Consider the following 20980-nt stretch of genomic DNA (forward strand, 5'->3'; position numbering starts at 1 on the left):
GGCGTTGATTTTTGGCACGCTGTTGAGTTCTCAAGGAACGGACGCTTCCTTCGTACTCACCCTCGCGGGCTTTCCTCCGGGCTTTTCCCTTCGGTATTTCGTGTTTCCAGCTTAGCAGATCCGTTTTCCGTTTCTGCCACCCGCTGGAGCGGGCTGCTGGGGCTGGAATTCGCTTTCGCGCTTTCCGTTCCCGGCGGGGTCAAACATTACCAGGCTTTCTCGGTCCCCCTGACCACGTCCCGCTGCAAGCACGCAGAGGTGTAGACCACTGGGGTTAGGATCTGGCTTGATAGGTGCTGCCGACCCGCGACTCAAGCCGCGTTGGGGTCAGGCAGGAGTACGACAGTACATCCCACCGTCAGTAGAGGCAAACCGTCGCCGGTGGTCCCTAGCTCCGTCCAACTGGTACGTCTCGGGCGGAACCGGGACTTCCTATGACATACGCTTCTGAACAGTACGCCGTCCAGGACAGGTAGTGACGGCGCCACACAATCTCCGCCCCTGGGAGGCTTCCCATGACAACCGTGACCTCGCCGCTTGCCGGCCGTGCCATCGGTCTCGCCGCAGTTCCCGATCCGGTCTTCTCCGGTGCGATGGTCGGTCCCGGTACCGCCATCGATCCCGTACGTGAGCCCTCCGAGGCCGTCTCCCCCGTCGACGGGGTCATCGTCTCCATGCACCCGCACGCCTTCGTCGTCGTCGACTCCGAGGGACGCGGTGTGCTGACGCACCTCGGCATCGACACCGTCCAGCTCAATGGAGAAGGCTTCGAGCTGCTTGCCAGCAAGGGTGACACCGTGACGCGCGGACAGGCCGTCGTGCGCTGGAACCCCGCCGCCGTCGAGGCGGCCGGCAAGTCCCCCATCTCTCCCGTCGTGGCCCTGGAGGCCGGTGCGGAGTCGCTCTTCGACGTCGCCGAGAGCGGCGACCTGAAGGCCGGCGACCACCTCTTCGGCTGGAACTGAGCCGGTTCGTCCGCTGTGACGACCGCGAGTTCGACATTCAACGCGGCGGCCGGGGCCGTCGCTCAATCGGAGACGGGTGAGATGGAGACAACGCTGCGAGGCGTCGGCGTCAGCCACGGAGTGGCGATCGGCGAGGTCCGGCACATGGGCACCGCGGTTCTGGAGCCGCCGGCCAAGTCGATTCCGGCCGAGGAGGCGGAGCGCGAACAGGGGCGTGCCCGTCAGGCCGTGGAGGCGGTGGCCGCCGATCTGAACGCCCGGGGCAATCTGGCCGGTGGCGAGGCCCAGGCGGTGCTGGAGGCCCAGGCGATGATCGCCCAGGACCCGGAGCTCATCGCCGACGTGGACCGCCGGATCGCGGTCGGCAGTACGGCCGAGCGCGGCATCTACGACGCCTTCTCGCACTACCGCGAGCTGCTCGCCGGGGCCGGCGAGTACATGGCGGGCCGGGTCGCCGACCTGGACGACGTGCGGAACCGGATCGTGGCGCGGCTGCTCGGCGTGCCGATGCCGGGCGTGCCGGACAGCGACGAGCCGTACGTGCTGATCGCGCGGGACCTGGCGCCCGCCGACACGGCGCTGCTCGACCCGGCGCTGGTGCTCGGGTTCGTGACCGAGGAGGGCGGGCCGACCAGCCACAGCGCGATCCTCGCGCGGGCCCTGGGCGTGCCGGCCATCGTGGCGCTGCCGGGCGCGGGCGAGCTGGCCGAGGGCACGCTCATCGCGGTCGACGGTTCCACCGGTGAGCTCTTCGTGGACCCGAGCGAGGAGAAGAAGGCGGAGCTGACGAAGGCCGCCGCCGAGCGCAGGGCCGCGCTGGCCACGTCGACCGGGCCGGGCGCGACCTCGGACGGGCACAAGGTGCCGCTGCTGGCCAACGTCGGCGGTCCGGCGGACGTGCCGGCGGCGGTGGAGGCCGGTGCGGAGGGCGTCGGTCTGTTCCGTACGGAGTTCCTCTTCCTGGACGACAGCAAGCAGGCGCCGTCCGAGGAGAAGCAGGTCGAGGCCTACCGTCAGGTCCTGGAGGCGTTCCCCGAGGGGCGCGTGGTCGTGCGGGTGCTCGACGCGGGCGCCGACAAGCCGCTGGACTTCCTGACGCCGGCGGACGAGCCGAACCCGGCGCTGGGCGTGCGGGGTCTGCGGTCGCTGCTCGACCACCCGGAGGTGCTGCGGACGCAGCTGTCCGCGCTGGCGAGGGCGGCCGAGGGGCTGCCGGTGTACCTCGAGGTCATGGCGCCGATGGTGGCCGACCGTACGGACGCGAAGGCGTTCGCGGACGCCTGCCGTGAGGCGGGGCTGCGGGCGAAGTTCGGTGCGATGGTCGAGATTCCGTCGGCCGCGCTGCGGGCACGCTCGATCCTCCAGGAGGTCGAGTTCCTGTCGCTGGGCACCAACGACCTGGCGCAGTACACCTTCGCGGCCGACCGTCAGGTCGGTGCGGTGTCCCGGCTCCAGGACCCGTGGCAGCCGGCGCTGCTCGACCTGGTGGCGCTGTCCGCCGAGGCGGCCAAGGCCGAGGGCAAGAGCTGTGGCGTCTGTGGCGAGGCCGCTTCGGATCCGCTGCTCGCGTGTGTGCTGACGGGTCTGGGCGTCACCTCCCTCTCCATGGGTGCGGCGTCGATTCCGTACGTGCGGGCGACGCTGGCCAAGTACACGCTGGCGCAGTGCGAGCGGGCCGCTGCCGCGGCGCGGGCCGCGGACACCGCGCACGAGGCGCGGCTGGCCGCGCAGGCGGTGCTGTCCGGGGAGTGATTCCCGGAGGCGAGTGAGGACGAAGGGGCTTTCCGTCACGGAGGTGGCGGGGAGCCCCTTCGTCGTGTGCGGGGTCAGTGGTGGGTGGTCCGGTCGTCGTCGGGTCCGGGGGCGAGGGGGAAGCCGGCGCGGTACTCGACGCCCGGTTCCGGGGAGAGGGGTTCTCCCGTGCGGGCGTCGGTGCAGTAGGCGGAGAAGACCTCGGCCTCGGTGAGCGGGGTCAGGGTGCCGTCGGTGAGGCGCCAGCCGTGGAGGCGGTCGGGGGTGTCGGGGGCGCTGGTGCGCAGGACGAGTCCGCCGGGGGCGGAGAGGGCGATGCCCGCGGCGAGGACGGCGGTGAACTCGGCGGCGAATCCGGTGCCGGGAGCGTCCTCGGGTAGTGCGGTGCCTTCGGTGTGGAGGACGGCGAGGAGTTGGTCGTCGGCGGCGGGGACGCTGCAGACGAGGTGGTGGGTGCCGGGGCCGGCGGCCGCGAGGAGGCGGACGAGCAGGCGGGCGGCCCGCTCGTAGGCGGCTTTGCCGATGTCCTTGCCGCAGGTCGCGCAGTCGCCGGCGGTGGCGAGGACGGTGGTGGCGTACTCCCAGGTGGCCTGGCGGACGGCGGTGTCGACGAGTTCGGGGAGGAGGGTGGTGAGGGGCTGTCCGGTGTAGGTGACGCGGGCTCCGGTGGCGGCGAGGTGGGCGGTGAAGCGGCTGCGGCTCGCGGGCAGGTCGGGGTCGGTGGCGGTCTCGGCGCACCAGGCCGCGTACTCCTCGGGGTCGAAGAGGGCGACGGTGGTGTGGCCGCCCTGGCGGGCGAGGGTCTTGAGGAGTCCTTCGATCTGGCGCAGGTAGGCGGTGTGGTCGTCGAAGAGGAACGTGCGGTACCGGCGCATGGCCGCGAAGTCCTGTTCGTCGGCGAGGAGTGCGACGGTGCTGGGGATCTCGCGGCGCAGGGCGCGGCGGAGGTTCGTCGGGTCGGTTGTGGTCCGTGTCATGTCTCCCCCTGGTGACGGTGCGATCAATGCTCACTCACCGTAACCTTCGCCACTGACAGTGACGATTCGGAGAGGCGTCGGCGGACGAGGCGGTTCTGGGTGGCGGTGGTGGCGACGAGGGCGGCGCCGAGGACGGGCCAGGCGAAGGGACCGGCGGAGACGAGGCCGGTTATGAGGAGGGGGCCCGCGAAGCGCTGGGTGGACTGGGCGAGGCCGTGGACTCCGAGGTAGGCGCCCTGAGCGTCGTCGGGGGCGAGGGCGACGGAGAGTTCCCAGGAGGCGAGGGTGTGGATCATCTCGGCGAAGGTGAGGACGACGGCCGCGGTGATCAGGGCGCCGATGGCCAGGGTGCGGCCGCCGAGGGCGGAGGCGCCGACGGCGAGCGTGCCGGCGGCGAAGAGGACGGCGAGCGGGAGGAACAGGCGGCGGGCGGCCTCGGTGGTGGCGCCGAAGCGGGAGAGCGGGACCTGGAAGAGCACGACGAGGACGCTGTTGACGACCAGGAGGAGCGGGGCGAGGCCGGCGGGGGCGTCGGTGGCGTGGACGATCCAGAGCGGCAGGGCGACCTGGAGGATCGAGTCGTGGAGGAAGAAGACAGCCTCCCCCGCGGTGAAGGAGAGGAAGCCCCGGTCGCGCCAGGGGTTGGAGGGCTTGGCTGTGGGGGCGGGGTCGGCGGAGGAGGCGGCGATGCGGGAGGCGGCCGGGGAGGGGGGTTCGGCGCAGCGGAGGGTGAGGGCGGCCATCACGAGATAGGAGAGGGCGTCGCCGACGAGCAGGAGCTGGAAGGCGGTGGTGGAGCCGACGGCGAGCGCGGCGGCGGCGCCGAGGCCGCCGACGGTCCAGCCGAGGTTGGAGGTGGTGCGGTTGATGGCCTGGTAGCGGACGCGGTCGGGGCCGGCGACGCGGGCGGCGTAGAGCTTGGTGAGGACGTTGGTGGCGCGGTCGGGAAGGGCTCCGGCGGCGGAGAAGAGGACCAGGAGGAGGTAGTGGTCGGTGGTGAGGAGGGCGAGGAGGGCGGCGGCGCGCAGGAGTTGGGCGCAGACGATGACGCGGACGAGGAGGAAGCGGTCGGCGAGGCGTCCGCCGAGGGGTGCGCCGGCGATGCCCGCGGCGCCGGACAGGGCGATGAGGAGGCCGACCTGGCCGAGGCCGAGTCCGGTGACGTAGGTGAAGTAGAGGGCCATGGCGGTGGACCAGAGGCCGGTGCCGCACTTGTCGATGAAGCCGATGAGGATCATGCGGCGGCCGTCGGGCCCGCCGGGGACGCGGTCCTTGAGGGGGGTGCGGTTTCTGCGGGGTGCGCGTTCTTCGTGGGGTGTTCGGGCGGGGCGGGCGGTGCGGCTCATGGGTCCCCCTGTGCGCGGGGCGCCTCCGGTCGCGTTCCGTACCGGGGACGCCTTGCGCTCTTCTTTGTATTGATACATACTTGATTACGTGGCAGCACAATATGCGATCGAGGGGACGACGGCCAAGGGGATTGCCGCGTCCGTGGAGCGGGGCGTGACCGAGGGCGGGCTCGCCCCGGGGGACGCCCTGCCGCCGGTGCGGCGGCTCGCGGACGAGCTGGGGGTGAGTCCGGGGACCGTCGCCACGGCCTACAAGGAGTTGCGGCGGCGGGGCCTGGTCCTCACCCGGGGCCGGGGCGGGACCGTGGTGGCCGAGGCGCCCGCGGTGGCCTCCCGGCGCCCGCCGCGCGTGCCGGACGGTCTGGTGGACCTCGCCGGCGGGCATCCGGACCCGGAGTTCCTCCCCGTACTGCGTCCGCCGTCCGCCGTCACCCCCGCGTACGGCTCGCATCGCGCCGCGCCCCGTCTCGCGGCGCTCGAAGAGCTGACCAGGACGTGGTTCGGGCGGGACGGGGTGTCCGGGCGGCACGTGACGTTCGCGCACGGCGCGCTCGACTGCATCGCGCGGCTGCTCTCGACGGAACTGCGGCCCGGGGACGCCGTGGCCGTGGAGGATCCGGGCTTCCACCACCTGCTCGACCTGGTGCCCGCGCTCGGGCTGCGGACGGTGCCGGTGACGGTGGACGGCGAGGGGCTCGTGCCGGAGTCACTGCGGGCGGCGCTGCGGGGCGGGGTGCGCGCGGTGGTGTGCAGTCCCCGGGGCCAGTGTCCGACCGGGGCGTTCTTCACCCGGTCGCGGCGGGACGAACTGGTGGAGGTGCTGCGGGAGTTCCCCGAGGTGCTGGTCGTCGAGGACGACCACAACGCGGAGGTGGGCGGGGCCGCCGCGTACACGCTCGGGGCGGCCGGGCTCGACCGGTGGGCGCAGGTGCGGACGGTGTCGAAGCACCTCGGGATCGACCTGCGGTGGGCCGGGGTGGCGTGCGACGCGGTGACCCTCGCGCGGCACGACGGACGGATGCTGATGACCTCGGGCTGGGTCAGTCACGTGCTCCAGGAGACCGTGGTCGACCTGTTCACCGACGGGGCCGTGCGCGCGCTCGTGGCGGCGGGCGAGGAGGCGTACGCGGAGCGGCGCACGGCGCTGATCGACGCGCTCGGCGCGCACCGGATCCGGGCGGTGGGGGCGAGCGGGCTGAACGTGTGGGTGCCGGTGCGGGGCGAGTCGGACGTGGTCAACGGGCTGCGGACGCGCGGCTGGTGGGTCGCCGCGGGGGCACGCTTCCGGATCGCGTCCCCGCCCGCGGTGCGGATCACGACGGCGACGCTCGCGCCCACCGACGCGGTGCGGCTCGCGGCGGACTTCGCGGAGGTGCTGGGCGACGGGCAGGCGACGTACGGGGGTTGACGGCGTACGGGGGTTGAACGGCTGACGGGGGTCGACGGCGTACGGGGTCGGAACGGGAACGCTCCGGGGAGGGCGGGCCTCCCCGGAGCGTTCCGGCACGGGTGGTCGGGCTTCGGGTCGCCGGTCGTTCAGCGGGTCCGGTACGCGTCCGTCAGGGTCTGGGTGAGGGTGTTGCCCTTGGTGTCGGTGAGTTCGGCGCGGAGCGAGACGGACCGTCCCGGGGCGGGGTCGCGGTAGACGGCCCGGCCGTCGACGACGGGGACGCGGGTCCAGGTGGCGCCGTCGTCGGTCGACACCGACACGGTCAGGGAGCGGACGCCGGAACCGGCCGCCGCGCCCTGGACGGTCACCGGGACGCGGACCCCGGCGCCCGCCGGGGTGGTGCCGTCGAGGGCGAGGGCCGGGGCGAAGCGGACGGTGCTGAGGGGCAGCGCGGTCGGGCGGGCGGTCGCGGCCGAGGTGAAGGTCCAGGCGGCGGTGACCCGTCCGCCCGGGGACGCGCCGCCGCCGCGGGTCGCGGTGGCGGTCAGCCGGTACGAGGCCGCTCCCGGGGTGGTGGTGAACGTGCCCCGGCCGGGCTCGCCCCGGCGGGTGCCGACCAGGACCCCGTCGCGGTGGAGCGTGGTGGTGGCGGCGCGGAAGCGCGGCGCGCTCGGCGCGTGGCCCTCGCCGTCGGCGAGCAGCGGGACGTCGAGGGAGAGGGCGGCGCCGTCGCGGACGCCCGCCGGGCGGGCGCCGGGCGCGGTGTCGAGGGCGGGGCCGAAGACGGCGTTGTCGAAGGTGTGGGTGGTGGTGGCGCCCGCGCGCACAGCGAACCCGTTCGCCGCGTACCGGTTGGGCTTCGTCCCGGGGGCGGCGGGGCCCTCGTACTCGACGTTCCACAGGCCCCGCTCGGGGGTCACGAGCACGGTCGCGGTGCCGAGCGGGCGGAGGGGCTGGACCAGTCCGACGGTGGGGCCCGCGCTGGGCTGGACCGAGACGAACCCGGTGCCGGTCTCCCCTGCCGGGGCGGCGCGGCGGATCTCGACGGTGGCGAGGGCGGCGGCGGACGGGTGCCGGACGAGGCCGGTCAGGGCGCGCGAGGAGGTGAAGGTGTAGCCGAGGGCGTAGTCGTTGCCCCGGCCGGCCCAGTACGTGTCGAACCACTCCTTGACCGAGCCGGGCTCGGCGTCGGGGCCGAGGTGGGCGACGCGCAGGCCGGGGCCCGCCATGACGTTCGCGGAGCGGGTCGTGCCGCCGTGGGTGACCTCGACGAACCCGAGGCCGCTGACGAAGCGGGCGTCCGGGTCCTGCGGGCGGACGTCCACCGGGGCGGTCGTGCGGGCGTCGACGGTGACCGTGGTGTCGCGGTCCAGGTCTAGGCGGGGCTGGACGATCCAGTCGGTTCCGGAGCCCTCCTCGGGCCCGGACAGGGTGGAGTCCAGCAGGTAACGGCCCTTGGGGAGGCGGACGGTGACCGTGCCGGAATCGTCGTGGGGCGTGACCTCCTCGGCCGCGCCGGGGCCCGAGACGCCGGTGACGTGGGTGAGGTACGCGTCGGTGGCGGCGCCCGCGCGGTCGAGGTGACGGATGGTCAGGGCGTACGTCTCCGGGGCGCGGGGCGCCGCCACGGCGGCCGGGGGCAGCGCGGAGAGCGACATGCCGGCGAGGACCGCGGCGAGGGCGAGGGTGCGGAGGGGTGTCCGGCGGGGGGTCGTCTTATGGGCGGGGGTTGTCGTGCGGCCGGGTGCCGTCGTGTGGTCGAGTGCCTTCGTGCGGCCGGGTGTTGAGGAATCGTTCATGCTCAGCACTGCTCGTGGCGGCGGAGGCGTTCCCGTGACCTGGGACACAGCGGCGGAGGGGTGTGTTCCAGGTCACGGGAACCCGGACGAACCGCCGTCCAGTGCCAGTTGTGGAATCACCTATGAGAGATCGTTTCCGTGCCGGGGACCCCTCGGCGCTCGGCGAGGCGTACGACGAGCACGCACGCGTGCTGTACCACTACGCGTTCCGGGTGTGCGGGGACCGGGCGGCCGCGGAGGACGTCGTCTCCGCCGCCTTCCTTGAGGCCTGGCGCTGTCGCGGGAAGGTGCACGCCGACGGCGGGAGCCTGCGCCCGTGGCTGCTCGGCATCGCGACCAACATCATGCGCGGCGCCGCCCGCGAGGCCCGGCGGCGGGACGCGGCCCTAGCCCGCCTGCCCGAGCGCGGTGTCCTGCCGGACTTCGCCGACGACGTCCTCGCCCGGATGACGGACGGGGAGCAGATACGGGCCGCCCGCGTCGCGCTCGGCAGGCTCCGGCGGCGCGAGCGCGAGGTCTTCACGCTCGTGGTGTGGGCCGGCCTCGACTACGCGGCGGCCGGCGAGGCTCTCGGCATCCCGATCGGGACCGTCCGCTCCCGGCTGTCCCGCGCGCGTGAACGGCTGCGGAAGCTCGCGGACGCCGAGCTGAGGGCGGCGCGGCGGCGGGAGCGGTCCGCCGCCGTCGCGGTCCGGGCGGGGGGCGGCGGGCGTGCAGCCGCGCCCAAACCCGCGCACGCACCCGCGCCCGCACCCGACCCCGCGCCCGTGTCCGTACCCCTGCCCGAACCCGCGCCCCTCCCCGTACCCGAGCGGCTGTCCGTACCGCCGGCCGTGCGGGCGGCAGGTCCTCTCTCGTCCCGATCGAATCCGGAGAAGTAGGCATGAACGCCTTCACCCCCCGTCCGCCGCGCGGTGCCGACGCCGACGCGCTCCTGCGGGCCGAGCTCGCCGAGTTGCTGCCCCCGCCGCCGGTGCCCGAGCTGACGCCGGAGCGGAACCTCGACCTGCGGCACGCCGTGCTGCGGTCCGCCCTGGCCGCCGGGGACGGCGGTCCGGCCGTCCGGCCGCGCCGGAGGAAAATCCCGGTCGGCCTGCTCGCCGTGCCGGTGGCGGCCTGCGTGGTCGTCGCCGGTGTCGTCGTGGTCGCGCCCGGGGAGGGGCCGGCCGGGCCGCCGGGCCGGGTCTCGGCCGGGCAGCCGGGCCCGTCCGACGCCGTACGGTTCCTGTCCGGCGCGGCGCTCGCGGCGGCCGCCGCGCCCGCGCCGGAGGTGCGGCCCGGGGAGTACGTCTACGTGAAGAGCCTCGTCGCGTACGCGGGGCGGGACGCGGCCGGTGGTCCCGCCGTGCTGCCGCCCGCACGCGCGCGCGAGGTGTGGCTCTCGGCCGACGGCAGCCGTCCCGGTCTGCTGCGCGAGGCGGGGGCCGCCGACACCCCGCTCGGGTCCCCGGGGCCCGTGTACGAGCTGGACGGCCCCGGGGCCGAGCCCCGGAAGAGCACGCTGGGGGCGGAACCGCCGTCCGTCACCCGCCCGACGCACGCGTACGTGGCGGCGCTTCCCACGGAGCCGGAGGCACTGTTGCGGCTGGTACGGGAGCAGACCCGGGGGGCCGGGGCATCCGGGGGCTCCGGGGGTTCTGGGGGCTCCGGGAGCGATGCCGACCAGCGGGCGTTCACCGCGATCGGGACGCTGCTCGCGGAGACCTGGGCTCCCCCGGAGGTCACCGCCGCGCTGTACCGGGCCGCGGCCCTGATCCCCGGCGTGACCGTGCTGCCGTCCGCGACCGACGCGGCCGGGCGCGAGGGCGTCGCCGTGGCCCGTGCCGCCCACGGCGAGCAGACGCAGTGGATCTTCGACCGTACGACGTCGGCGTTCCTCGGGGAGCGCACCGTCCTCGTCGAGTCCACCCAGGCAGGGCGGGCGGGGACCGTCCTCGGGGTGTCGGCGGTGCTCGTGAAGGGGGCCGCCTCCGCGCCCGGTGAGCCGCCGAGGGCGTAGGGGAGCGCCTCGGGCCCCGATCCGTGGAGATCGGGGCCCGGGGCGTTCGCGGGTCTAGGCGCGGCGGTTGGCGGCCAGGGTCTCGTAGAAGTGGAGGAGGCCGAGGTCGTCGACCGAGCCGGCGTTGACGGCCTTGGCGAGCGGGGTGCCCTGGAGGAGGCGCTTGACCGGGACCTCGATGCGCTTGCCGGTGAGGGTGTGCGGGACGCCGGGGACCTCGATGATCTCGTCGGGGACGTGGCGCGGGGAGAGTTCGGAGCGGATGGTCCGCTTGATGCGGGCGATCAGCTCCTCGTCGAGGGTGACGCCCTCCACGAGGTGGACGAAGAGCGGCATCCAGTAGCCGCCGTCCGGCTCCTCCAGGCCGATGACGAGGGATTCGCGGATCTCCGGGAGGCGCTCGACGGCCTCGTAGATATCGGCGCTCCCCATCCGGACGCCCTGCCGGTTGAGGGTGGAGTCGGAGCGGCCGTGGATGACGACCGAGCCGTGGTCGGTGATCGTGATCCAGTCGCCGTGGCGCCACACGCCCGGGAACATCTCGAAGTAGCTGTCCCGGTAGCGGCTGCCGTCGGGGTCGTTCCAGAAGTGGATCGGCATGGACGGCATCGGGTTGGTGACGACGAGCTCGCCGACCTCGCCGACGACGGGCTTGCCGGAGGGGTCCCAGGACTGGAGGTCGGTGCCGAGGCCCGCCGCCTGGAGCTCGCCGATGTGGACGGGGAGGGTGGGGACGGCTCCGGCGAAGCAGGAGCAGACGTCCGTGCCGCCGCTGACGGAGGCGATCCAGAGGTTCTCGCGGACCTCGTCGTGGAGCCAGCGGAAGCCGTCGGGGGGCAGCGGGGAGCCGGTGGTGGCGACGCACCGCACGGCCGAGAGGTCGAAGTCCCGGCCGGGGTGCACGTCCGCCTTGGCGCAGGCCATCACGTACGCGGCGGAGGTGCCGTACAGGGTGGCGCGGGTGCGTTCGGCGACGCGCCACTGGGCGGCGGTGTCGGGGTAGCCCGGGCTTCCGTCGTACAGGACGATCGTCGTTCCGGTGAGCAGGCCGGAGACGAGGAAGTTCCACATCATCCAGCCGGTGGAGGTGTACCAGAAGAACACGTCCTCCGGGCCGAGGTCGCAGTGCAGGCCCAGCTGCTTGACGTGCTCGACGAGGATGCCGCCCTGGGACTGGACGATCGCCTTGGGCAGGCCGGTGGTGCCGGAGGAGTACAGGACCCACAGCGGGTGGGAGAAGGGGACCTGCTCGTAGACCGGCTCGGTGTCGGCGGCGACCAGGTCGTCCCAGGCGAGGGTGCCCTCGGGGGCCGGGGTGCCGAGGAGCGGGATGTGGACGACGGCGCGGAGGGTCGGGAGCTCGGCGCGCAGTTCGGCCACGGTGTCGCGGCGGTCGTGCTCCTTGCCGCCGTAGCGGTAGCCGTCGACGGTGAAGAGGACGACCGGTTCGACCTGCTGGAAGCGGTCGAGGACGCTGCGGGCGCCGAAGTCGGGGGCGCAGGAGGTCCACACGCCGCCGACGGCGGCGGTGGCGAGGAGGGCCACGACGGACTGCGGGACGTTGGGCAGGTAGCCGCTGACCCGGTCGCCGGGGCGTACGCCGAGGGCGCGCAGCTCGGCGGCGAGGGAGCCGACCTGGCGGCGGAGCTCGCCCCAGGTCATCGGGGCCGGCTCATGTGTCTCGTCCACATGGAGCAGGGCCGTGTCGTGGGGGCGCTCGTCGGCGGCGCGCAGGGCGTGCTCGGCGTAGTTGAGGGTGGCGCCCGGGAACCAGTCGGCGCCGGGCATGGAGCGGTCGCCGAGGACGCGCTCGTACGGGGTGGAGAAGCGGATGTCGAACCACTCGACGATCGCCTGCCAGAACGCTTCGAGCTCCTCGACGGACCAGCGGTGGAGCGCCGGGTACCCGCCCTCGGCCGGGGCGCCGTGGCGTTCGGCCGCCCAGGACTGGAAACGGGTGACGGCGGCCGTGGCGATGCGTTCCTCGTCCGGCTGCCAGAGCGGCTCGGTCTGCGCTGATGTCATGGGGCGGCTCCCTGGCTGTACGCGGGGTCTGCGTGTGTCCCGCGCACGTGCTGGGGTGTGCGCGCGACGCGGCTGACAGGACGATGCCATGTGATCGTCTTTCGCACCAGGGCTGCCCGCCCATGGTCCGGTAGTTGAATATGTGCTCCCACCACGGGTGAACGGCAGTTGAACGCGGCTTGTGACGGCTTTCGCGGGTGGCAGGGTGAGCCGCATGGACGGTCGTGAACTGCTGCGTTCGATGAAGGTGTTCGGTTCTGTGGAGGGCTTGCGAACGGTGCGGTCGGCGTGGCGGCAGCGTCGGACGGACGCGTGGGGGACGCCGCCGAGGGGGGCGGAGCGGGCCCGGGTGCCGGGGCTCGCGGAGGCGGCGGAGTCCGCGCCGGGCGGGGGGACGGTCCGGTTCGCGCGGTCCTCGCTGCGGGTGTGCGTGTCGGCGGGCGGCACGGTGTTCTGGGGGTGGGACGGGGCCGGGCCGCTGCCCTCGTACGCGCTGGCCGGTGAGGCGCCCGAGGCGGATCCCCGGGCGGCCCTGGAGCCGGACACGGACGGCGGGTGGCGGATCGTGTCGGAGCGGGTGACGGTGGCGGTCTCCCGGCACGGGGCGGTGGAGGTCCGGACGCCGGGCGGACTGCTGCTCCGGCGGGACCTGCCGCCGCGGTGGTGGGAGCCGGTGGAGACGTCCGGGGGCGCGGGTCCTTCCGGGGTCGCGGCTCCCTCCGGGTCCGGAGACGCCCCCGGGACCGCGCGCTGGGTGCAGCGGAGCGAGGTGCCGGCCGACGCGCGGTTCTTCGGGCTCGGCGGGCGGTCGGGGGGACTGCGGCTGCGGGACGGCTCGTACCGGTTGCGGAGCACGGCTTCGGGGAGGGGGGCCGGGCTCGGGCCGGGGTCGGGGCTCTGGTCCGGGTCGAGGTCGGGGTCGGGGCTCGGGGCCGAATCAAGGCTTGGGGCCGGATCAAGGCTCGGGGCCGGATCAGGATCCGGCTCCCGGTCGGGTTCCGGAGACGTTCCGTCGCACCTCGCCATGCCTGTGCAGTTCATCGTCTCGGACGCCGGTACGCACCTGGTGTTCCACGACACCTCCTGGGACGGCCGGGTCACCCTCTCCGAGGGCGAGGAGGGGGCCGGGTCCGGGCACGACCGGCCCGGGACCTGCGAGGTCCGGATGGCGGGCGGTCCGCTGCGCTGCTGGGTGGTGGTCGGCACCCCCGCGCGCGTGCTGCATGGCTGGGCGGCGCTCACGGGCGCGCCCGCGCTCCCGCCGTCCTGGGCGCTGGGCCCGCAGCACGCGCGCGAGGGCTCCGGGGGCGCGGCGGAGGTGCGGGAGGCGGTGGACGCGTACCGGAAGCACGGGCTTCCGCTGTCCGCCGTACACCTGGACGCCGTACACCTGCACGCCGGGCATCCGGGTGCCGGGCATTCGAACGGTCTGTCCGGACTCGCGGAGGAGCTGCGGAAGGAGGACGTGCGGCTGGTGGCCGCCGTGGATCCGGCGGTGCGGGCGGAGCCCGGGAACCGGGTGCACGACGGCGATCGCCGGGAGACGAACGGCGTGTACGGCCTGGCGATGGCCCGGGCCGGATACGAGGGGCTGCGCCAGCTGCGGCCCGACGAGCGGCCCTTCCTGCTGTCGCGCTCGGGATGGGCGGGCGTACAGCGGTACGGGGGCACCTGGGTGGGCGAGGTGCCGGCCGGGTGGCCGGGGCTGCGGGGCTCGCTCTCCCTGGTCTTGGGGCTCGGTCTGTGCGGGGTGCCGTACTCGGGGCCGGACGTGGAGGGTTCCGGACCGGGCTCCGGTTCCGGCCCCGACGCGGGGGGATCGCCGGAGCTGTTCCTGCGCCGGTACCAGCTGGCGGCCTGGCTCCCGTTGTTCCGTACGCGCGCGGGGACCGGTCCCGAGCCGTGGGAGTTGGGACCGGAAATCCTGGAGTACGCGCGCGGGGCGCTGGCCGAGCGGGAGCGGCTGCGGCCGTACTTCACGACCCTGGCGCGGCTCGCCCGGATGACGGGCGCGCCGTACGTCCGGCCGGTGTGGTGGGGGACGCCGGAGGACCGGACGCTGCGGGACTGCGAGGACGCGTTCCTGCTGGGTGACTCGCTGCTCGTGGCCCCGGTCCTGGCGCCCGGCGCCGACCGGCGGGCGGTGCGGCTGCCGCGCGGGCGCTGGTACGACACGGCGACGGGGCGGGCGTACGAGGGGCCCGGGCAGGTGCTGCTCGACGCGCCGCTGTCGCGGGTGCCGGTCCTGGCCCGGGCGGGCGCGGTGCTTCCGGTGCGGGGCGAGGAGGGCGGTCCGGCGCTGGAGGTGTGGGCGCCCGCCGTCGGACGGACGGGCGGGGGGCTCGTCGTACGGGACACGGGGGACGGCTGGGAGCCGGCCGAGATCGAGCGGTACCAGTCGCGGCTGGTCGACGGGCGGGTGGTGGTGGAGCGGGTGACGGACGACGGGGTGGCGGAGGCGGGGCTGCCGGTGCGGGTGCGGGGGCTCTGAGCCGCCTTCCGGCTTCCCGTCGCCTCAGCCGTACTCCCCCGCGAACCACTTCCGTACCGCCTCCGTGTGGAGCGGGAAGGCCAGTTCCGCCGGAGCCCTGAGCAGGTGGTGGCCGCTGGTCTCGTCCGTGGGTGCCGAGGCGGGCAGGGAAGCGGCCGGGCGGGGCGGGAGGAGGCCGAAGAGGAGGAGGTGGCCGGCCGGGGAGCTCAGCGCGTCGGCGAGGCGGACCTCCTCGGCAGCGGCCTCGATGCCGGTCTCCTCGCGCAGTTCCCGGGCGACGGCGGCGTGCCAGTCCTCGCCGTGGTCGATGAAGCCGCCGGGGAGCGCGATCCCGCCCCGCTGCGGCTCGATGGTGCGGGTGATGACGACGAGTCCCGTGCCGTCCGCGTCCGTGACGGGCAGGAGGGCGACGGCGACGGGCAGCGGGTTGCGGTAGGCGGTGTGGCCGCAGCCCGGGCAGGTGCGGGGCCAGCCCGCGCCGGCCGGATGGGCCGCGCCGCAGGAGGAGCAGTGGGAGTCCTTCACGGCCGGGTCCCTCACGGTCGAGTGCTTCACCGTCAGGTCCTTCGCCTTCGGGTCCTTCACGGTCCGACCGTATGCGATCGTCCTTCCCCAGCGCTGCCGGAACTGGTAGACGGGGCCCATGACAGGACTCGCTTCCGCTCTCCGTACCCTCGCCATCGCCCTTGCCGCCGGGCTGTTCGCCGCCTCCGCTCCCCCGGTGGCGGCCGCCCAGGAACCCCGGGCGCCACGGGAGTTCGTGGCCCTGGGTTCCGTGGACCCGACGATCCTCCAGGAGATGCGCTACACGACGGCGCACAACTTCGTCGGCGAGCCGGTGGACGGCTACCGGCAGCCGCTGTGCGTCCTGACCCGGCCGGCGGCGGAGGCGCTGCACCGGGCGCAGGTGCGGCTGCTCGCCCGGGGCTACACCCTGAAGGTGTACGACTGCTACCGGCCGCAGCGGGCCGTCGACCACTTCGTGCGGTGGGCCAAGGACCTGGAGGACGAGCGGATGAAGAAGGAGTTCTATCCGCTCGTCGACAAGTCGAGGCTGTTCGCGGACGGTTACATCGCGGAGAAGTCCGGGCACAGCCGGGGTTCGACGGTGGACCTGACGGTCGTACGGCTGCCGGCGTGGCCCACGCGCCCGTACCGGCCGGGGCAGGAGCTCGTGGAGTGCTACGCCCCGAAGGCGGAGCGGTTCCCCGACAACTCCGTTGACATGGGGACCGGGTACGACTGCTTCGACACGAGGTCGCACACCGACGACCCGAGGATCACGGGCGTGCAGCGGGCCAACCGGCAGCTGCTCAAGGGGGTGCTCGCGGAGCAGGGGTTCGTGAACCTGCCGGAGGAGTGGTGGCACTTCACGTTCGCGCCGGAGCCGTTCCCGGAGACGTTCTTCGACTTCCCGGTGGCGTGGCGGTCGGTGGCCGGGCACTGAACCTCCCGGTGGAGGGCCCCGGCAAAGGGCCCTCCACCGGAGGGTCAGGAGGTGACAGCCGCGTGGGTGCGGTCGGCGAGGACGAGGGCGTGTTCGACGACCGCCACGAGGACGTTCTTCACGGACTCGCGGTCCCGGGCGTCGCACATGACCAGCTCGACCTCGGGGTCGAGGTCGAGGGCCCCGCGCACGCTCTCGGCGGGGAACCGCTGGGCGCCCTCGAAGCAGTTGACGGCCACCGTGAACGGGATGCCGCGCCGCTCGAAGTAGTCGATGGCCGCGAAGCTGTCCTCCAGGCGGCGGGTGTCCGCGAGGACGATCGCGCCCAGGGCCCCCTGGGCCAGCTCGTCCCAGAGGAACCAGAAGCGGTCCTGGCCGGGCGTGCCGAACAGGTACAGGACGAGGTCCTCGCGCAGGGTGATCCGGCCGAAGTCCATGGCGACCGTGGTGGTCGTCTTGGACTCGACGCCGTGCAGGTCGTCGACGGGACGGCCCGCCTCGCTGAGGATCTCCTCGGTCCGCAGGGGCCTGATCTCGCTGACCGCGCCGACCAGGGTCGTCTTGCCGACCCCGAACCCGCCGGCGACGAGGATCTTCAGGGTCACCGGTTCGACGAAGGGCTTGGTGCGGCTAGAGCGCCCGAAGGCCATTGATCACCTCGCGGAGGATGTTCACGTCCGGCAGCTCGGCCGGCGGAACGGGGCGGGTCACGTGGACGAGTTCGTCCTCGACGAGGTCGCCGACGAGGACCCTGACCACCCCTACGGGGAGGTCGAGTCCGGCGGCGAGCTCGGCGATCGACTGGGGCTGCTCGGAGCAGCGTTCGACGATCTCCACGTGTTCCGGGGAGAGCGTCTGGTCCCGGCCGGGGTCTTCGGCGGCGGGTTCGGGGACGACCAGCGCGATCAGGTCGAGCCGGTGGCGGGTGGCGGCGCTCGTCCGGCCACGGGTCATCGCGTACGGACGGACCACCGGTCCGGCCTCGTCGTCGAACCAGTGGTGGGGGCGCGGGGTGCGCCCCTCCTCGGTCCGGTTCCGCTCGGCTTCGTCACTCATGCCGTCCCACTCACCCTCCCGAGGGCAGTCCGGTCCGGGGGGCCGTCGCGAGGTGGGCCCCGACCCGCTTCACCATCAGCGTCATCTCGTAGGCGACCTGGCCGACGTCGGAGTCGGCGTCCGCGAGCACCGCCAGGCAGCTGCCGTCGCCGGCGGCCGTGACGAAGAGGAAGGCGTCCTCCAGCTCGACGACCGTCTGGCGCACCTTGCCCGCCTCGAAGTGACGGCCGACGCCCTTGGCGAGGCTGTGGAAGCCGGAGGCGACGGCGGCCAGGTGCTCGCCGTCCTCCCGGGTCAGGTCCTGGGAGGCACCGGTGGGAAGGCCGTCGCCGGAGAGCACCAGGGCCTTCCGGATGGAGCCGACGCGCTGGACGAGCTCGTCGAGGAGCCAGTTCAGTTCGCCGTTTCCGGAGGTCGTGCTGGGTGCTGCGGCGTTCGGTGCGGTCATCGACCGTCCCCCTCGGGTGTCGTTCCTGGTGCTGTCGGTTCGTCAGGGTCGGTGGTGTGCCCCCGCCCGCGCTGCCAGCCGCGCTGCATGGCGGCCATCCGGGCGCGCACCTCCTCGGCGTCGCGCTCGAAGGAGTCCGGGCCCTGGGGTGCGGCCCGGGTCCCCTCGTCGCGGCGGGCCGGCCGGTCGGCCTCGCGCAGCTGGGGCGCGAGGCTGGCCTGACGGACGCGGCGGGGCAGTCCGTCGAAGAGGGCGGGGGCCTCGGGCGGGGCCGGGGCCTCCTGCGGGGAGGCGGCCTCCGGCCGGGCTGGAGCCTCCGGCCGGACCGGGACCGGGGCCGGGTCGGTCGCGGGCGGCGCGGGGCTCTTCGCCGGGGCGAGGCCCTCCGGGGGTACGGGACCCTCCGGGCGGGCGGGGCTTCCCGGGCGGGCGAAGCCCTCGGGGCGTACGGGGCCTTCCGGGCGCGCGGAGCCCCCGGGGCGTACGAGGCCTTCCGGCTGTACGGGGCTTCCCGGACGCGCCTGGCCCTCAGGGCGCGCGGAACCCGTAGGGGTCTCCGGGCGCGCGGGGCCCGTAGGGGTCTCCGGGCGCGCGGGGCCCGTAGGGCGGACCGGGACGAGGGTGGGGCCCGGGGTGGGGCGGCGGGCGTCGTGGCCGGGGGCGTCGGCCGGGCGGTCCGGGGCCGGGTGGGCGCGGCCCGGGAGCGGATGGGCGCGGTCGGGGCCGTCGAGGCGGCGGCCGTGGTCCACGACGAGCGTCGGGGTGTGGCGGCGCGGCAGCGGTACGGGGCGGCGGGCGGCCCCGTCGTCGGGCCCGTCCGCCTCGTCGCGGCCCGCGGCGGTCCGGTCCGGGGCCTGCTCGTGCTGCTCGCCCGCGGGGGCGAGGCCGGTGCGGCGCCGGTCCCGGGGCTTGAAGAGGCCGCCGCGCTCACTGTCGGTGTCGAGGATGTCCGCCGACCGGTCGAGGAGCGCGTCGAAGTCGTCGTCGAGCGGGGCCTCCAGCTCGACGGGCCCGTCGGGAACCCTGGCGAGCGCCGGGCGGCGGGCGGACGGGGCGCCGGTGTCGTCGTCGGCGCGGCCGGAGGCCTTGCGGTCCAGGCGGAAGCCGGCGCCCTCCGTCTCGGGCGCGTCGGTGAGCAGCGCGGCCGGGATGAAGACGACCGCGGTGGTCCCCCCGTACGGGGAGGTCTGGAGCGAGACCCGGACGTTCTGGCGCTGGGCGAGGCGGCTGACCACGAAGAGACCGAGACGGTCGGTGTCCGAGAGCTCGAACTCGGGGGTCTCGGCGAGCCGGAGGTTGGCGTCGAGCAGGGCGTCGGGGTTCATGCCGAGGCCGCGGTCGTGGATCTCCAGGGTGAAGCCGTTGGCGACCCGCTCGCCGAGCACCTGGACGGCGGTGTGCGGCGGCGAGAACACCGTGGCGTTCTCCAGGAGTTCGGCGATGAGGTGGGTGAGGTCCGCGACGGCGGGGCCGCCCACGCCGAGGCGGGGCAGCCGGCGCACCTCGATCCGCTCGTAGTCCTCGACCTCGGCGACGGCGGCGCGAACGACGTCCATGAGCTGGACGGGCTTGCGCCACTGGCGGGAGGGGGCGGCGCCGGACAGGATGACGAGGCCCTCGGCGTGCCGGCGCATACGGGTGGTGAGGTGGTCGAGCCGGAAGAGGTCGGCCAGCTCGTCGGTGTCCTCCGTACGCCGCTCCATGGTGTCGAGGAGGGTGAGCTGGCGGTGGAGCAGGACCTGGTTGCGGCGGGCGAGGTTGACGAACACCTCGGAGACGCCGCGGCGCAACTCCGCCTGCTTGACGGCGGCCTCGACGGCGGCGCGCTGGAGGGTGTTGAGGGCCTGGCCGACCTGGCCGACCTCGTCCTCCCCGTACCGCAGGTGGGGGACTTCGGTGGTGACGTCGACCTGTTCACCGGCGGCGAGCCTGCGCATGACGCTGGGCAGTCGGACCCCGGAGACCTCCTGGGCCTCCTTCTGGAGGCGGCGCAGGTCGCGGACGAGATCGCGGCCGATGCGGACGGAGATGACGATCGAGGCGAGCAGGGCGAGGAAGCCGAGGACGCCGGCGACGCCGACCTTGAGGAGGACGCTGTACGCGGCGGGCTGGACGCGTTCCTGGTAGCGGTCGCCCGCGGCGGTGTTCTCGCGGGCGAGGACGTCGAGGACGGGGCCGGCCCGGTCCTGCCAGTGGGCGGCGGTGACGGCGCGCGGGTTGTCGGTGGGGCCCTCCTCGACGAGGGCGTTCTCGGCGGTGCGCAGCGGGAGGGTCTCGGGGCCGCGCCAGAACTTCTCGAAGCGGTCGCGTTCGGCGGCCGGCAGGAGTTCGAGGTTGACCTCGTAGAACTGCTTCCGGTTGGCGATCAGGTCGGATATCGCGCGGATCTCCTGCGCGGTGACGCGGTCCGCGACGAGCGCGGAGAGCACGAGGGCGTCCTCGCGGGAGAGCAGTTCGCGGGCTCGGGTCACGCCGACGAGGGCGCGGCCCTGCTTGTCCATCTCCACGTTCTCGAGGGCGTGGAGGGTGATGAGGAAGCTGTAGCAGGGGTCGACGAGCCGGTTGTAGAAGTCGAGGGCCTGCATCCGGCCGATGCTGCGGTTCTCCACGGAGCGGCGGAGCGATTCGAGGCCGTCGAGCGCTTCGAGGAGGCTGGTGAGCCGCTGGGCGGTGACGGGCCGCATCTCCTCGCGGACGCCGGGTTCGGCGGCGTTGGCGCGGATGCGGGCGATCTGCCGGTCGGTGGCGCGGCGGGTCTCCTGGAGCGAGCCGAGGGTGTCGGAGCCCCGGGGGTCGGCGAGGTAGACGAGGGACTGGCGGCGTTCGAGCTGGATGACCCGGGCGGTGTCCTCCAGGGGGTAGCCGACCTTGTCGACGATGTAGCCGACGTCGAGGAGCTGGTCGGCCTCGCGCCCGGTGAGGACCGTGGCGAAGCCCCACAGGCCGGTGAGGGAGACGAGCGGTACGAGCAGCAACGCCACGATCTTCCTGCGGATGGACTTCCCGCGAAAGCGCATGGCCTCCCCCAGCTCGGCCCCCGTTCGTCGCGAGGGTCCTTCACTTCGTGACGTCGGGCGTCAACACACGGCGTCAACCTTGAGTTTCAACAAACGGCGGCGCGAGCCTACTACTGCATCGCGGCCATCCCGAAGGTGTGTCCGGGCTATTTTCAGCCTGTCGAGTGAGCGTTGATCATGAGATGTCCTGTTATTCGGGGAGTTGGGGTCGGTCACTGTGGCGCAGGACACCTGATGACGTGCCACTCCGCCGGCCTGCGGAGATGGC

The 20980-nt window shown here is 74.1% G+C and carries 17 protein-coding genes; 8 read left to right on the plus strand and 9 right to left on the minus strand.

The genetic code is table 11. From position 1 onward, the window contains the following. The 3 genes from ACIQD7_RS33200 to ptsP form a co-directional block, all read left to right on the plus strand. The coding region (locus ACIQD7_RS33200) for a hypothetical protein (RefSeq protein WP_402446873.1) at nt 1–264 on the plus strand (264 nt) is incomplete at its 5' end. Nucleotides 265–515: 251 nt separating this feature from the next. Beyond that, nucleotides 516–965: a PTS glucose transporter subunit IIA gene (locus ACIQD7_RS33205; protein WP_121833518.1), complete on the plus strand. Its 450-nt coding sequence runs from the start codon at nt 516–518 to the stop codon at nt 963–965. 81 nt (nt 966–1046) lie between these two features. Further along, nucleotides 1047–2717: a phosphoenolpyruvate--protein phosphotransferase gene (ptsP, locus tag ACIQD7_RS33210; RefSeq protein ID WP_402446875.1), complete on the plus strand. Its 1671-nt coding sequence runs from the start codon at nt 1047–1049 to the stop codon at nt 2715–2717. 74 nt (nt 2718–2791) lie between these two features. Here the strand turns inward: ptsP and ACIQD7_RS33215 are convergent, their stop codons facing one another. Both ACIQD7_RS33215 and ACIQD7_RS33220 read right to left on the minus strand, forming a co-directional pair. Beyond that, nucleotides 2792–3694: a hypothetical protein gene (locus tag ACIQD7_RS33215; RefSeq protein WP_402446877.1), complete on the minus strand. Its 903-nt coding sequence runs from the start codon at nt 3692–3694 to the stop codon at nt 2792–2794. Between the two features lie 23 nt (nt 3695–3717). Continuing rightward, on the minus strand, nt 3718–5040 hold the full coding sequence (locus tag ACIQD7_RS33220) for an MFS transporter (protein WP_402446879.1): 1323 nt from the start codon (nt 5038–5040) through the stop codon (nt 3718–3720). A gap of 88 nt (nt 5041–5128) precedes the next feature. Between ACIQD7_RS33220 and ACIQD7_RS33225 the strand changes: the two genes are divergently transcribed. Further along, a complete protein-coding gene (locus ACIQD7_RS33225; protein ID WP_402446882.1) occupies nt 5129–6448 on the plus strand; it encodes an aminotransferase class I/II-fold pyridoxal phosphate-dependent enzyme in 1320 nt (439 codons plus the stop codon). Between the two features lie 128 nt (nt 6449–6576). Here ACIQD7_RS33225 and ACIQD7_RS33230 read toward each other — a convergent pair whose 3' ends face one another. Then, the gene (locus ACIQD7_RS33230; protein WP_402446884.1) at nt 6577–8229 is read right to left on the minus strand and encodes a serine protease; all 1653 of its coding nucleotides are present in this window, start codon (nt 8227–8229) and stop codon (nt 6577–6579) included. Between the two features lie 122 nt (nt 8230–8351). On the opposite strand from ACIQD7_RS33230, the gene ACIQD7_RS33235 reads away from it, so the two are divergent. After that, nucleotides 8352–9110 carry an RNA polymerase sigma factor gene (locus ACIQD7_RS33235; RefSeq protein ID WP_402446886.1) on the plus strand — a complete coding sequence of 253 codons (759 nt, stop codon included), beginning with the start codon at nt 8352–8354 and terminating at the stop codon, nt 9108–9110. Between the two features lie 2 nt (nt 9111–9112). Then, nucleotides 9113–10228: a CU044_5270 family protein gene (locus ACIQD7_RS33240; RefSeq protein WP_402446889.1), complete on the plus strand. Its 1116-nt coding sequence runs from the start codon at nt 9113–9115 to the stop codon at nt 10226–10228. 54 nt (nt 10229–10282) lie between these two features. Here the strand turns inward: ACIQD7_RS33240 and ACIQD7_RS33245 are convergent, their stop codons facing one another. Beyond that, the gene (locus ACIQD7_RS33245; RefSeq protein WP_402446890.1) at nt 10283–12253 is read right to left on the minus strand and encodes an acetoacetate--CoA ligase; all 1971 of its coding nucleotides are present in this window, start codon (nt 12251–12253) and stop codon (nt 10283–10285) included. Nucleotides 12254–12467: 214 nt separating this feature from the next. Here ACIQD7_RS33245 and ACIQD7_RS33250 point away from each other — a divergent pair, with 214 nt between their 5' ends. Then, a complete protein-coding gene (locus ACIQD7_RS33250) occupies nt 12468–14744 on the plus strand; it encodes a glycoside hydrolase family 31 protein (RefSeq protein ID WP_402446892.1) in 2277 nt (758 codons plus the stop codon). A 24-nt stretch (nt 14745–14768) separates the two neighbouring features. Here ACIQD7_RS33250 and ACIQD7_RS33255 read toward each other — a convergent pair whose 3' ends face one another. Beyond that, nucleotides 14769–15269: an NUDIX domain-containing protein gene (locus ACIQD7_RS33255; protein WP_399759077.1), complete on the minus strand. Its 501-nt coding sequence runs from the start codon at nt 15267–15269 to the stop codon at nt 14769–14771. 118 nt (nt 15270–15387) lie between these two features. Here ACIQD7_RS33255 and ACIQD7_RS33260 point away from each other — a divergent pair, with 118 nt between their 5' ends. After that, entirely contained in the window at nt 15388–16191 is an 804-nt protein-coding gene (locus tag ACIQD7_RS33260; protein WP_402446894.1) for a M15 family metallopeptidase, read from the plus strand. A gap of 44 nt (nt 16192–16235) precedes the next feature. On the opposite strand, the gene ACIQD7_RS33265 is transcribed toward ACIQD7_RS33260, so the two are convergent. From ACIQD7_RS33265 to ACIQD7_RS33280, 4 genes are read right to left on the minus strand one after another with little or no spacing between them, the layout of a single operon-like run. Further along, nucleotides 16236–16841, minus strand: coding sequence for an ATP/GTP-binding protein (locus ACIQD7_RS33265; protein ID WP_121833552.1), 606 nt, complete (start codon nt 16839–16841; stop codon nt 16236–16238). Next, nucleotides 16822–17247, minus strand: a complete 426-nt coding sequence (locus tag ACIQD7_RS33270) for a DUF742 domain-containing protein (RefSeq protein WP_121833551.1) — start codon at nt 17245–17247, stop codon at nt 16822–16824. Before ACIQD7_RS33270 ends, ACIQD7_RS33265 begins: the two co-directional genes overlap by 20 nt. A 10-nt stretch (nt 17248–17257) precedes the next feature. Then, nucleotides 17258–17695 (minus strand): roadblock/LC7 domain-containing protein, encoded by a 438-nt coding sequence (locus ACIQD7_RS33275; protein ID WP_121833550.1) that lies wholly within the window; start codon nt 17693–17695, stop codon nt 17258–17260. Further along, entirely contained in the window at nt 17692–20712 is a 3021-nt protein-coding gene (locus ACIQD7_RS33280) for a nitrate- and nitrite sensing domain-containing protein (RefSeq protein ID WP_402446899.1), read from the minus strand. Before ACIQD7_RS33280 ends, ACIQD7_RS33275 begins: the two co-directional genes overlap by 4 nt. Between the last annotated feature and the right edge of the window lie 268 nt (nt 20713–20980).

Origin of the sequence: Streptomyces sp. NPDC093071 (assembly GCF_044754545.1) — a bacterium.
GTDB lineage: Bacteria > Actinomycetota > Actinomycetes > Streptomycetales > Streptomycetaceae > Streptomyces.

Excerpts from the sequence above, each read along its gene's own strand:
- ACIQD7_RS33260 (WP_402446894.1), top strand. The coding sequence starts at position 15,388 with ATGACAGGACTCGCTTCCGCTCTCCGTACCCTCGCCATCGCCCTTGCC.
- ptsP (WP_402446875.1), top strand. The coding sequence starts at position 1,047 with ATGGAGACAACGCTGCGAGGCGTCGGCGTCAGCCACGGAGTGGCGATC.
- ACIQD7_RS33220 (WP_402446879.1), bottom strand. The coding sequence starts at position 5,040 with ATGAGCCGCACCGCCCGCCCCGCCCGAACACCCCACGAAGAACGCGCA.
- ACIQD7_RS33215 (WP_402446877.1), bottom strand. The coding sequence starts at position 3,694 with ATGACACGGACCACAACCGACCCGACGAACCTCCGCCGCGCCCTGCGC.
- ACIQD7_RS33265 (WP_121833552.1), bottom strand. The coding sequence starts at position 16,841 with ATGGCCTTCGGGCGCTCTAGCCGCACCAAGCCCTTCGTCGAACCGGTG.
- ACIQD7_RS33240 (WP_402446889.1), top strand. The coding sequence starts at position 9,113 with ATGAACGCCTTCACCCCCCGTCCGCCGCGCGGTGCCGACGCCGACGCG.
- ACIQD7_RS33245 (WP_402446890.1), bottom strand. The coding sequence starts at position 12,253 with ATGACATCAGCGCAGACCGAGCCGCTCTGGCAGCCGGACGAGGAACGC.
- ACIQD7_RS33235 (WP_402446886.1), top strand. The coding sequence starts at position 8,352 with ATGAGAGATCGTTTCCGTGCCGGGGACCCCTCGGCGCTCGGCGAGGCG.
- ACIQD7_RS33230 (WP_402446884.1), bottom strand. The coding sequence starts at position 8,229 with ATGAACGATTCCTCAACACCCGGCCGCACGAAGGCACTCGACCACACG.
- ACIQD7_RS33205 (WP_121833518.1), top strand. The coding sequence starts at position 516 with ATGACAACCGTGACCTCGCCGCTTGCCGGCCGTGCCATCGGTCTCGCC.
- ACIQD7_RS33280 (WP_402446899.1), bottom strand. The coding sequence starts at position 20,712 with ATGCGCTTTCGCGGGAAGTCCATCCGCAGGAAGATCGTGGCGTTGCTG.
- ACIQD7_RS33275 (WP_121833550.1), bottom strand. The coding sequence starts at position 17,695 with ATGACCGCACCGAACGCCGCAGCACCCAGCACGACCTCCGGAAACGGC.
- ACIQD7_RS33270 (WP_121833551.1), bottom strand. The coding sequence starts at position 17,247 with ATGAGTGACGAAGCCGAGCGGAACCGGACCGAGGAGGGGCGCACCCCG.
- ACIQD7_RS33250 (WP_402446892.1), top strand. The coding sequence starts at position 12,468 with ATGGACGGTCGTGAACTGCTGCGTTCGATGAAGGTGTTCGGTTCTGTG.